Source organism: Ruegeria sp. HKCCSP351 (assembly GCF_017872535.1).
Classification (GTDB): Bacteria; Pseudomonadota; Alphaproteobacteria; order Rhodobacterales; family Rhodobacteraceae; genus Ruegeria.
This window is the reverse complement of sequence record NZ_JAEDOV010000004.1, coordinates 353,867-364,309: the sequence shown is the minus strand read 5'-3', so window position 1 is coordinate 364,309 and position 10,443 is coordinate 353,867. Positions and strand designations below refer to the sequence as shown.

Sequence of the window (10,443 nt, the reverse complement as noted above, 5' to 3'; positions counted from 1 at the left end):
ATGCATCTGCAAAACCTTAACAAAGGCCTCTTCCGTCGTCATCTTCATAGGGGTGCTCTCCAAGCAAGAGTGAGGAAACCGGGCACCGGGGCCCGGGGGTTGATATGGTTTTGGCGTAAGGGTGCGACCTGCGTTAGGGCCAGACGCGTCTGCGGAATATGTCCAGTGCGACCTCACGCAGCCCGGATGGCATCCGCGATAAGTTCGACGCCGGGGGCTATGCGGTTGGTCGAAATAGAAGAGTACCCGAGGCGGTAGAAGTTCTGTGGCCTGTCGGGCCCCGAGAAAAACGGAGCACCCGGTTCGATATGAACACTCTGGTTCTGCAGCTTTAGCGCAAGTTGCGTTGTGTTGACGTGCTCAGGGGCCGACATCCACATTGATGAGCCGCCCATGACACCCCGCCCGGCCACTGTCAGCCCGCTATCCTCGATGGCTTTGTCCATCGCATCGCGCCGCTCTTGCAGGGCTTTCGACATACGTCGGATCTGCGCGTCGTAATGGCCCAATGACAGAAAATACGCTGCCGTGCGCTGAATATGACCCGGCGGGTGGCGCAGGACCAACGAGCGAAGCGCACGTGCTTCGCGGATGAAAGGTTCGGACCCGACCATGTATCCAAGCCGCAATCCCGGAAACAGCGACTTGGAAAAACTGCCCACGTAAATCACGCGCCCATCCCGATCCATTGACTTGAGTGCAGGCGAAGGTGCGCTGCGAAAGGCCATCTCGAATTCATAGTCGTCCTCGACAACCATTGCATCCAGATCGCGTGCCCGATCCAGCAGCTTGTTGCGGCGGTCGATCGGCATCGTCGCGGTTGTCGGGCTTTGATGGCTGGGGGTGGTAAAGATGACGTCCGCTTTGTCCGGGATCGCTTCGGGTGGCAAGCCGTCGCGATCGACGCTCAGGGGCGTCACAGCGCAATCCCAGTGGTTCAAAAGACTTCGCAGCGCGTAGTAGCAGGGATCTTCGATTACGGCCGTGCGATTGTGGGTCAGCAAAATGCGTGAGGCCAGCCAAAGCGCGTTCTGCGCACCCAGGGTGATCAAGATTTCTTCGGGGCGGGCAACGATACCACGGCGCGGCAGGGTGTGGCGCGCGATGAATTCGATCAGCAACGGATCATCCTGATCCACGTAATCCCCTGTCAGCGAATCGAAGTCTTTGTGCCCCAAGGCGCGAACCGCGCATAATCTCCAGTTGGCGTGGTCAAACAAGGTCCGGTCGGCCTGGCCGTAGATGAACGGATAGCGGTATTCGCGCCAGTTGCTGGGTTTCGGCAGGACGTCGCTGTCCAGAAAGCGGCGTGCCAGTGCCTTGTCCCAGTCGACAGATTCCGTGCCGCGCTGCACGGGCGAGTATTTGGGCGGAACCGGCGCGTTTTGCGAGACGTAATACCCTGACCGGCCCTTTGCTGTCAGATAATCATTTGCCAGCAACTCGGTATAGGCCAGCGTCACCGTGATGCGGCTGACACCCAGATGTGCAGCCAGCTTTCGCGAGGATGGCAGTTTTTCCCCGACATGAAAGCGACCGGACAGAATGCCCTCGGCAATCATCTGCTGGATCTGGGCCTGCAACGTGCCCTGACCGTTAAGCTCAAGAAAGAATGTTTCGACCGATATCCCCATGCCTGCTTATAGGTTGGACTTAAGGCAGGGGCAATCTGGACTTACAGCGTCATGGAAAATTTTCCCAAGGTGGGTTGACCAGGGCCCTTTGTGAAACTACAAAACTAGAAATCTAGTTTAATAGAGGTAACTCATGTGGGAAACTGCTGCTGCCGGATTTTCCGCCATGGGCTCGGAAGCCCGGCTGAAAGTCCTCAAGACACTGGTGCGGGCTGGTGAGGCCGGTCTGACCGTTGGCGAAATCCAGAACCGGACGGGGATTGCTCCGTCGACTTTGGCGCACCATCTGCGGTTTCTTGCAGCCGGAGGTGTGGTTGAACAGGAAAAGATCGGTCGCACCACGATTAACCGGGCCTGTTTTGATGAATTGAAGACGCTGGCGCAGTTTATTCTCAGTGAATGCTGCGCTGACGCGGTTGGAAAGGCGGCCAACGATGGCTGAATTGACGCAATCCCCCCGACTGACCGCCAAAGGCGCGATGGAGATGATCAAGACGCCCTGGGCATTGATCGTCGTCATTCTTTTGGCGGTGGCCGTTCTCGACCCCGGCAACCTGCGTGAGGTTGCGAGTTTTGCAGTCAGGGCCTTGGCACATACGGGACAATACATCCTGTTTGCCGTGCTTCTGTTGTCATACCTCAAGGCGACCGGGGCCGAGGTGATGGTGGCGCGCGCTTTTGAAGGGCGCGAGACCCGGATGATCTTTCTGGCCGCCCTGTTCGGCGGACTCGCACCATTTTGTTCTTGCGAAGTCATTCCCTTTATTGCGGGCTTGCTTGCACTCGGAGCGCCGCTGTCGGCCGTGATGGCGTTCTGGCTCAGCTCGCCATTGATCGACCCACCGACGCTTTTGATTACGGCAGCCGCGCTGGGGTGGCCCTTTGCCATCGGTAAAGCGGTTGCAGCCGTTGCGCTTGGCCTGTTCGGCGGGTTCGCGGTTCGGTTGCTGATGCGGCAGGGGGCGTTTGCGCAGCCCTTGCGCGAATACAAACCTGCCGGGTGTTGTGGATGTGGTCCGAAAGCGGATGACACGCCGGTCTGGAAGTTCTGGCAAGAGCCCGAGCGTCGCGTTCGGTTCCGTTCGGAATTCGTGCACAACGGGCTGTTCCTGCTGAAGTGGCTGGCGCTGGCCTATGTGCTCGAAGCTTTGTTGGTCAACTATGTGCCTGCGGACCTGATCGCTGGCGTCGTTGGCGGAGAAGGCGTGCTGCCGATCATTGTCGCTGCGCTGGTGGGGATGCCGGCCTATCTGAACTCTTACGTCGCGCCGCCGCTGCTGGCGGGTCTGATCGATCAGGGCATGACCGCGGGGGCTGCGATGTCGTTCATGGTTGCGGGAGCCGTCAGTTCCATACCGGCGATGGCCGCAGTCTGGTCATTGGTCAAACCGCGCGTGTTTGCCGCCTACCTGAGCCTTGGTGTGGGGGGCGCAATAATCGCAGGTATCATCTTTCAGGTGGTTTGAATGAAAAAGCTGCCCGATGTCAGCATCGGGTGGCCTTATTTCGTTGGTTATCTCGATCAACCGGATTCGCAGAGGCTGGGCAGTTTGAACCGATACCGGGCTTCACCGCTTTTAACGTAAACGCGTTTTTCCACGCAGGCCGTCGTTCCAACGGTTTGTGAAATCTGCGACTCGGTCGACGTAATCGACGTGGCCGATCCATCGGGCAGGCGAACCGAGGCCACGACGCCGTTCTTCAGGTCCCCGTTCACCGGCGTCGCGGACAGAACCGGTACGATTAGGAAAGCCTCGTGCTCGTGTTCGCCTTCGTCCCCCAGCAGAAACAAGGTGGTGACGATGGCAATCATGATAATACCGCCCGCCAGACCCAGCCCCCATGTCCTGAGAAAGGCATAGATCGTTACGGCGCGGTGCGGGCCGAAGATCGCAGAAAGAATGTTCAGCATGACAAGTCCGTCAAAAAGCCCCAGCCGTTCCGACCGGGGCTGATTGCCTGTTACAGACGAGGATCATCCTCGTCTTCATCATCCGCCCCGCCTTTGGGCAGGTTAAAGAAGCTGTCGGCGTCGATAACAGGCTCGTCGTCTTTTTCATCCGACCGATCCTCGGACAGCGAGAAGGTCTCCAGACCTTCGATCGCGGTCGGGATTTTCGGCGCGGCATCCATTTCGAGCGACTGCTCGGTCGAAACCAGCTTGCGACGCTCGTCATCGCTCATCACGCCGCCTTCGGCCGCTTTCTTGGCTGCGGCCTTCTGCACGATCGCATCCAGTTCGGACTGTTTGCACAGGCCCAGCGCAACCGGGTCGATCGGCTGCATGTTCGAGATATTCCAGTGGGTGCGCTCGCGGATCGACTGGATGGTCGGCTTGGTGGTGCCAACCAGCTTGGCGATCTGGCCATCGCTGAGTTCGGGGTGGAACTTGACCAGCCACAGGATCGAGTTCGGACGGTCCTGACGCTTGGACAGCGGGGTATAACGCGGGCCACGGCGCTTTTCTTCGCCGGATGCCGCCGGGTTGAACTTGAGCTTCAGCTTGTGCAGCGGGTTGTTCTGCGCGGCGTCGATCTCATCCTGGGTCAGCTGGTTGTTTGCGATCGGGTCAAAGCCCTTTACGCCTGTGGCCACATCGCCATCAGCGATACCCTGCACTTCCAGTTCGTGCATCCCTACGAAATCCGCGATCTGCTTGAAGCTGATCGTGGTGTTGTCCACCAGCCATACGGCGGTTGCCTTGGCCATAAGCGGTTTTGCCATCAGCCCGTCTCCTATACATACATCTTTCCCGTCGCCGGAATTCGGCGGCCCCTTGGTCTTGGGGCAGGTTTCCGTTGTCGGGGAACTTGGCCCGTATATAGTCGCCACGCAGCAAGAAGGGAAGAGGCGAATGCGCTGGGTCGTATTGTGGGTCTTCAGCGCGATGGCAGCGCTGGCCGAAGGTGAAAAAGCAGGTGAGTTCGACTATTACGTCCTGTCGCTTAGCTGGTCGCCCAATTGGTGCGCCCGCGAAGGGGACGCACGCGGGTCAGACCAATGCGACGACCGGCACGACCACGGATGGATCCTGCACGGGCTCTGGCCGCAATTTCATCAGGGCTGGCCATCCTTCTGCCGCTCGCCCGAGGCACCGCCGACACGCCGCATGACGCGGGAAATGGAAGATATTCAGGGCAGTGCGGGCCTTGCATGGCATCAGTGGAAGAAACACGGCACCTGTTCGGGGCTATCTGCGCCCGACTATTTCGCCCTGTCCCGGCGTGCCTATGATGCGGTCGAACGCCCTCAGGTGTTCCGCAAACTGGACGCTTCCGTCAAACTGCAGGCTTCGGTGGTCGAGGATGCGTTTTTGAAAGCCAATCCGGGGCTTGAGCGCAATATGATCACGGTCACCTGCAAACAGGGCTATATTGAAGAGGTCCGCCTGTGCCTGTCGCGCGACCTTGATCCGGTGCCATGCGGCCGCGATGTGATCCGCGACTGCACAGCCAAGGACGCGCTGTTCGATCCGATTCGTTAAAGCTTTTTGTTCTGGCAGTCCCGTGCATAGTCCAGCGCCTTGGCGGTGCCTTTCAGATTAATCGCCATCACCACCTCGCCTGCGGGATTGTAAACTGTCATCGTCTTGTTCTGGGCAATCGCGGTGACGAAATTCCGGTCGGTGAAAAACACCGTCGCACCCGGCACTTTGCGTTCATTGAACCCGATAGCGGTGGCATCAAAGCTCTTGCCGTCCAGTTCGAACCGGATGGGATAGCTTTTGCCTTGTTCAATATTGCCCCAGGCCTTGTTGTAAACGGCGAAGTACCCGCGATTACCCAGTGCGTCATAGCCCAGCCGCACGACCGAGAGGTCCTGATATACCGTCTGGATCAGACACCCGTTCCCAAGCGCCGGGTCCATCATGATGTTCCAGCCTTCGACAAAGCCTTTGTCGACGAGTTCCTGCGACAGGGCAGCGGTTGCGGTGAAGGCGGCGAAGGTAATGGCGAGAAGGCGGGTCATGGGCGGCTCCAAAATAATCGCTGAGTTTACCTATCCTTAGAGTAGTTCCATGGTCATCCAAAGTCGCTTTTTTGTCACCGCGACTGTTCTGACAACGATGATGAGTACAACATGAGTTTCGAACCCAAGCAATTTGTTCAGGTCACTATGGTTTCAACTCCGTTTGAAAGATGAAACACGCAACCCTGAGTTCGGGGTAGCTGTAGCAACTTGTCCAGATCGAGACCCAACCAAAGCCCTCTTAGCACCAAGGACGTGACGCCGTGGGTTACTATGATCGCAGGTTCATCTTGTTCCTTCAGAAATGAGTCTACTCTACCGCAGATGTCATCAAAGCTTTCCCCACCCGGGCTGCGGAAGAACCAATGATAGCTTTCATAGGAACAATCGATTTGCTCTCGGATGAAATCACGCGTTGCGCCTTCCCATTGCCCAAACGCGATTTCCATAAGCCGTTCATCATGTATCAACTCATGATGAGGCGTCGTTGCCAAGCGGGCGGTATGCATTGCTCTCTCTTGCGGGCTGACGAAAACGCGCAAAGGTGCATTCGGTATTCGCCTGAGTATCTCATTTTGTTTCCGGGCCTGAGACTTGCCAATTTCCGTCAACGGCGAATTCTTGCGCCCTTGGAACTTCCCCAGTGTGTTCCATTCGGTTTCGCCATGTCGCAGCACAAAAAGATCCGGATAATTGTTCAAGATGTGTACCTGAATTGAATACCGTTTGAGATGCCGTTCGTGCTGACTCTTTATCAGGGACGTTGATTTATAGATGCTGACCTAAATTTCCTTGCGCGCCCGGAGCGCCGCCGTGATCGTTCCGTCATCCAAATAATCCAACTCTCCGCCGATGGGCACGCCTTGCGCCAGTGAGGTCAGGCGCACCTGACCTTCCAGCTGGTCCGCGATGTAATGGGCGGTGGTCTGACCGTCGACGGTGGCGTTCAGGGCAAGGATCACTTCGGTGATCCCTTCGGCCAGAACCCGATCCCTCAGGCGGGGAATGCGCAGCTCGTCCGGGCCGACCCCGTCCAGTGCAGACAGTGTGCCACCCAGCACGTGATAGCGGCCTTTGAAGACGCCTGACCGCTCCATCGCCCAGAGGTCGGCGACGTCCTCGACCACGCACAGCTCTCCTGTCGCTCGGGCCTCACTATTGCAGATGTCACAGATATCCGTGGTGCCCACATTGCCGCAATTCAGGCATTCGCGGGCGGTGACGGCCACTTGCTGCATAGCGTCTGACAGGGGCGTCAGCAGCAAGGCGCGTTTGCGGATCAGGTGCAGCACCGCGCGGCGGGCCGAGCGCGGGCCCAGCCCCGGCAGTTTGGCCATCAGATCGATCAGATTATCGATTTCGCTGTTCGTGCCCATGGCCTGTCCTGCTTTGCGCCGGAGGGAGCCTCCGGCGGGAGTATTTGGGAAAAGATGAAGCTTAGAACGGTAGCTTGATGTCTTTGGGCAGGCCCATGCTTTCGGTCAGCTTGCCCATCTCTTCCTGTGAACGTTCGGCAGCTTTGGCCTGAGCGTCCTTGATGGCGGCCAGGATCAGGTCTTCGACCACTTCCTTGTCGTCGCCGTTGAAAATCGACGGATCAATGTCCAGCCCCTTGAGTTCACCCTTGGCTGTAGCTGTTGCCTTGACCAGTCCTGCACCGGATTCGCCGACAACCATCATGTTGTTCAGTTCTTCCTGCATTTCGGTCATCTTGGTTTGCAGGTCTTGTGCGGATTTCATCATCTTGGCCATGTCGCCCAGACCGCCAAGCCCGCCGAGTCCTTTCAGCATCAGTCGTCTCCTGTGTTTCTGTTTGGTTCTAAATACGGACCGCAGGCAGGCGGCACAAGGGGTCTCCCGCCTGTCCTGATCAGAGCGTCGCGGACCGATCTTTATACGCTTGCATTCCCTCCCTCAGTTGCATGGTGGAGGGGCGTGAGTATGCCGGTTTCTTGAAGCGTGGACCTGCGGGCTGAGGGGCTAATCCTCTTCGAAGGGGTCCCATTCATCTTCGACTTCGGGAAGGGCCTCGGTCACAACCTTGGCGGCGCGCTGCTCCGGTGTTTCGATCCGAATGATCTTTGCCTTGGGGAATTGCGTCAGCACGGCCTGAACCAGCGGGTGTTCTTCGGCCTCGGCTTTCAGGGCAAGTTCGGCCCGGTCCCGCACTTCCGCAATGGTCGCCGCATCTCCGTCCGAGACAATGGAGACGGCCCACCGATTGCCGGTCCAGCGTTGCAGGGCAGAGCCCAATCGCGACGCCAGATCCGACGGTGCCTGAGGCGTCGGGGTGAATTCGATCCGGCCGGGCTGGTACGACACAAGGCGCACGCCGCTTTCCACCTCGACAAGCAGTTTCACATCGCGGTTTGTGCGGATCAGTTCCACCACATGCCCGAAGGTTGGATAGCGGGCCAGGGCCGTCTGTGCATCCTGCGACAGTGCGGCAACCGGTGCGCCACCCGCTCCGCGCGGGGGCGATGTATAGGCAGGCGGGGCCCCGTTGGATTGCGTTGCCACCGGGGTCTGCCGGGACAAGGACATGCCCCCGCCCGGCCCGCCGGGAGGCGGGGGCGGGGTGTCTTGCAGCCGTTTGATCAGCTCTTCGGGGCTGGGCAAATCAGCGACATGCGTCAGTCGGATAACAGCCATCTCGGCGGCCATCATCGCGTTGGGCGCCGCAGAGACTTCTTCCAGCGCCTTCAGCAGCATCTGCCACATCCGGGTCAGAACCCGCATCGGCAAAGCCTCGGCCATGTGCTGGCCCCGTGTGCGTTCGTCGGGGGAAACCGTCGGGTCTTCGGCCGCGTCAGGTGTGATCTTTACGACGGACACCCAATGCGTGATTTCGGCCAGATCGCGCAGCACGGCCAGAGGGTCCGCGCCTTCCGCATATTGCCCGCTCAGTTCAGTAAGCGCCCCTGCCGCGTCACCGCGCAGGATCATGTCCATCAGGTCCAGAACACGACCTCGATCCGCCAGACCCAGCATCGCACGGACCTGATCGGCGGTCGTCTCACCGGCCCCGTGTGAAATTGCCTGATCGAGCAGTGAGGTCGCGTCGCGGGCCGACCCTTCTGCAGCGCGGGTGATCAGCGCCAGTGCGTCGTCGGCGATCTGCGCGCCCTCGGCCCCGGCGATCTTGCGCAGCAGACCGATCATGTCTTCGGGCTCGATCCGGCGCAGGTCAAACCGCTGACACCGCGACAGAACCGTGACCGGCACTTTGCGAATCTCGGTGGTCGCGAAGATGAACTTCACATGCGCGGGCGGTTCTTCCAACGTCTTGAGCAGCGCGTTGAATGCGCTGGTCGAGAGCATGTGAACCTCGTCGATGATGTAGATCTTGTAGCGCGCACTGGCGGCGCGATAGCGTACACTGTCGATGATCTCGCGGATATCGTTGACGCCGGTACGGCTGGCGGCATCCATTTCCATCACATCGACATGGCGGCCTTCCATGATGGCGACACAATGTTCGCACTGACCGCAGGGTTCGGTTGTGGGGCCACCGGTTCCGTCGGGTCCGATGCAGTTCATGCCCTTGGCGATGATCCGCGCCGTGGTCGTTTTACCCGTCCCGCGAATGCCGGTCATGACAAAAGCCTGCGCAATCCGGTCGGCCTCGAAAGCGTTTTTCAGGGTGCGCACCATGGCATCCTGACCTACCAGGTCGGCAAAGGTTTCCGGGCGGTATTTGCGGGCGAGAACCTGATAGGCGGGGCTGGGCGTGTCTGTCATGTCTTCTCGCTCGGATTCGGTGCTTCGGCACAGCGTAGTGGCGGCGGCAGCCCGCGTCCACTGCGGGGCGCGATGATTTTTTGTTTCAGGAACGGGCTGGTTTCCAACTAAACTGGACCAGCGGATTTAATGACTCATTTCTTAAAGAGTACCTTGGGGGAGGACGCACTTCATGTCGCAGTTGGTCATCTTTGCTCTGCAGGTCGGAGGCGGGACGCTTGCCCTTACTTCAATGCCCGGTCGTGGCGGGGATTACGCCACCGATCTGGATACGATTGCGGCGTGGAAACCGGGCCTTGTGATTTCAATGACGACGGATGTCGAAATGCTTCAGGATGGCGCGCAGCACTTTGGCAGTGACATCCAAAGCCGGGCCAGCCGGTGGGTTCACCTGCCGATCGAAGATTTTGGAGCGCCAACGCAAGCGGTTCAGAAGGCCTGGCCAGAGGTCAGCGCCACGGCCCGACATGCACTGTCGGGTGGTGGCCGGGTCCTTGTGCACTGCCGTGGGGGGTGCGGCAGGTCCGGGATGATTGTTCTGCGACTGATGGTTGAATGCGGTGAACGCGCCAGCGACGCACTGGACCGCCTGCGGGCCGTACGCCCGTGCGCTGTCGAAACCGATGCGCAGCTGGCCTGGGCGTCCCGGATCACGCCGGTACAGGTGGAAGTGGGATCAAGCTGAAAGCTGCTGGGGTGCGTAACCGAATTTCGGGGGTCGGATCGTTGAAACCTCGATCATCGCGCAAGGCGGGTTCGTGACAATGCCCGAGGGCAGCGTGCTGAATTCAAGTCCGAAGATCAAATCGGCATAGGCATCCAGGTCCCGAATTGCTGTATCAGGGTGCGCCCCGCAGAAAACGCGAACGCTTTCGGATCGCGCTCGGATCGCTGCCATGCACCCTTCTACGCAATGTGACAGCGCGCTGTTGCCTTCAAATTCGAAATCCTCGCTGGTGGCCGAAACCGCCTGCGCCATGGCTTCGGAAATCGAGCGGGCCAGTCGCGCCAAAGCCGGGCAGGTATTGCCCGTCCGCTGGCACACAGTTGCGCTGTATTTGTGTGATTTTGTCTTCCAGATCATCCTGCGCCCTCCGCG

The 10,443-nt window shown here is 59.2% G+C and carries 13 protein-coding genes; 4 read left to right on the top strand and 9 right to left on the bottom strand.

Going from position 1 to position 10,443, the window contains the following annotated elements; translation table 11 throughout:
- Nucleotides 1–173 precede the first annotated feature (173 nt).
- The gene (locus I9182_RS11375; RefSeq protein ID WP_209598297.1) at nucleotides 174–1,634 is read right to left on the bottom strand and encodes a PLP-dependent aminotransferase family protein; all 1,461 of its coding nucleotides are present in this window, start codon (nucleotides 1,632–1,634) and stop codon (nucleotides 174–176) included.
- 133 nt (nucleotides 1,635–1,767) lie between these two features.
- On the opposite strand from I9182_RS11375, the gene I9182_RS11370 reads away from it, so the two are divergent.
- Together I9182_RS11370 and I9182_RS11365 are read left to right on the top strand one after the other, a co-directional pair.
- Nucleotides 1,768–2,076, top strand: coding sequence for a winged helix-turn-helix domain-containing protein (locus I9182_RS11370; RefSeq protein ID WP_209598296.1), 309 nt, complete (start codon nucleotides 1,768–1,770; stop codon nucleotides 2,074–2,076).
- On the top strand, nucleotides 2,069–3,100 hold the full coding sequence (locus I9182_RS11365) for a permease (protein WP_209598295.1): 1,032 nt from the start codon (nucleotides 2,069–2,071) through the stop codon (nucleotides 3,098–3,100). Before I9182_RS11370 ends, I9182_RS11365 begins: the two co-directional genes overlap by 8 nt.
- A 56-nt stretch (nucleotides 3,101–3,156) precedes the next feature.
- On the opposite strand, the gene I9182_RS11360 is transcribed toward I9182_RS11365, so the two are convergent.
- Together I9182_RS11360 and I9182_RS11355 are read right to left on the bottom strand one after the other, a co-directional pair.
- A complete protein-coding gene (locus I9182_RS11360) occupies nucleotides 3,157–3,546 on the bottom strand; it encodes a hypothetical protein (RefSeq protein ID WP_209598294.1) in 390 nt (129 codons plus the stop codon).
- A gap of 50 nt (nucleotides 3,547–3,596) precedes the next feature.
- Nucleotides 3,597–4,358, bottom strand: coding sequence for a cell cycle transcriptional regulator TrcR (locus I9182_RS11355; RefSeq protein ID WP_209507702.1), 762 nt, complete (start codon nucleotides 4,356–4,358; stop codon nucleotides 3,597–3,599).
- Between the two features lie 130 nt (nucleotides 4,359–4,488).
- Between I9182_RS11355 and I9182_RS11350 the strand changes: the two genes are divergently transcribed.
- Nucleotides 4,489–5,118: a ribonuclease T2 gene (locus tag I9182_RS11350; protein ID WP_209598293.1), complete on the top strand. Its 630-nt coding sequence runs from the start codon at nucleotides 4,489–4,491 to the stop codon at nucleotides 5,116–5,118.
- Here the strand turns inward: I9182_RS11350 and I9182_RS11345 are convergent.
- The 5 genes from I9182_RS11345 to I9182_RS11325 all read right to left on the bottom strand — a co-directional run bounded on the left by I9182_RS11345 (nucleotide 5,115) and on the right by I9182_RS11325 (nucleotide 9,377).
- Entirely contained in the window at nucleotides 5,115–5,603 is a 489-nt protein-coding gene (locus I9182_RS11345) for a hypothetical protein (RefSeq protein ID WP_209598292.1), read from the bottom strand. The genes I9182_RS11350 and I9182_RS11345 overlap by 4 nt on opposite strands.
- Before the next feature lie 137 nt (nucleotides 5,604–5,740).
- Nucleotides 5,741–6,280, bottom strand: a complete 540-nt coding sequence (locus I9182_RS11340; RefSeq protein WP_348540354.1) for a histidine phosphatase family protein — start codon at nucleotides 6,278–6,280, stop codon at nucleotides 5,741–5,743.
- Nucleotides 6,281–6,385: 105 nt separating this feature from the next.
- A complete protein-coding gene (gene recR, locus I9182_RS11335) occupies nucleotides 6,386–6,979 on the bottom strand; it encodes a recombination mediator RecR (RefSeq protein ID WP_209598291.1) in 594 nt (197 codons plus the stop codon).
- 61 nt (nucleotides 6,980–7,040) lie between these two features.
- Complete coding sequence (locus tag I9182_RS11330; RefSeq protein ID WP_209507712.1) at nucleotides 7,041–7,394, bottom strand: YbaB/EbfC family nucleoid-associated protein; 354 nt, start codon at nucleotides 7,392–7,394, stop codon at nucleotides 7,041–7,043.
- Between the two features lie 189 nt (nucleotides 7,395–7,583).
- Nucleotides 7,584–9,377: a DNA polymerase III subunit gamma/tau gene (locus I9182_RS11325; RefSeq protein WP_280922672.1), complete on the bottom strand. Its 1,794-nt coding sequence runs from the start codon at nucleotides 9,375–9,377 to the stop codon at nucleotides 7,584–7,586.
- A gap of 139 nt (nucleotides 9,378–9,516) precedes the next feature.
- Here I9182_RS11325 and I9182_RS11320 point away from each other — a divergent pair, with 139 nt between their 5' ends.
- Nucleotides 9,517–10,029, top strand: coding sequence for a dual specificity protein phosphatase family protein (locus tag I9182_RS11320; RefSeq protein ID WP_209598289.1), 513 nt, complete (start codon nucleotides 9,517–9,519; stop codon nucleotides 10,027–10,029).
- Here I9182_RS11320 and I9182_RS11315 read toward each other — a convergent pair.
- Nucleotides 10,021–10,428 (bottom strand): hypothetical protein, encoded by a 408-nt coding sequence (locus tag I9182_RS11315; RefSeq protein ID WP_209598288.1) that lies wholly within the window; start codon nucleotides 10,426–10,428, stop codon nucleotides 10,021–10,023. The two genes, I9182_RS11320 and I9182_RS11315, sit on opposite strands and share 9 nt — an antisense overlap.
- Nucleotides 10,429–10,443 lie beyond the last annotated feature (15 nt).

What these genes read in the sequence shown, in the direction of transcription:
- I9182_RS11375 (WP_209598297.1), bottom strand. Translation starts at nt 1,634, where the DNA reads ATGGGGATATCGGTCGAAACATTCTTTCTTGAGCTTAACGGTCAGGGC.
- I9182_RS11370 (WP_209598296.1), top strand. Translation starts at nt 1,768, where the DNA reads ATGTGGGAAACTGCTGCTGCCGGATTTTCCGCCATGGGCTCGGAAGCC.
- I9182_RS11365 (WP_209598295.1), top strand. Translation starts at nt 2,069, where the DNA reads ATGGCTGAATTGACGCAATCCCCCCGACTGACCGCCAAAGGCGCGATG.
- I9182_RS11360 (WP_209598294.1), bottom strand. Translation starts at nt 3,546, where the DNA reads ATGCTGAACATTCTTTCTGCGATCTTCGGCCCGCACCGCGCCGTAACG.
- I9182_RS11355 (WP_209507702.1), bottom strand. Translation starts at nt 4,358, where the DNA reads ATGGCAAAACCGCTTATGGCCAAGGCAACCGCCGTATGGCTGGTGGAC.
- I9182_RS11350 (WP_209598293.1), top strand. Translation starts at nt 4,489, where the DNA reads ATGCGCTGGGTCGTATTGTGGGTCTTCAGCGCGATGGCAGCGCTGGCC.
- I9182_RS11345 (WP_209598292.1), bottom strand. Translation starts at nt 5,603, where the DNA reads ATGACCCGCCTTCTCGCCATTACCTTCGCCGCCTTCACCGCAACCGCT.
- recR (WP_209598291.1), bottom strand. Translation starts at nt 6,979, where the DNA reads ATGGGCACGAACAGCGAAATCGATAATCTGATCGATCTGATGGCCAAA.
- I9182_RS11330 (WP_209507712.1), bottom strand. Translation starts at nt 7,394, where the DNA reads ATGCTGAAAGGACTCGGCGGGCTTGGCGGTCTGGGCGACATGGCCAAG.
- I9182_RS11320 (WP_209598289.1), top strand. Translation starts at nt 9,517, where the DNA reads ATGTCGCAGTTGGTCATCTTTGCTCTGCAGGTCGGAGGCGGGACGCTT.
- I9182_RS11315 (WP_209598288.1), bottom strand. Translation starts at nt 10,428, where the DNA reads ATGATCTGGAAGACAAAATCACACAAATACAGCGCAACTGTGTGCCAG.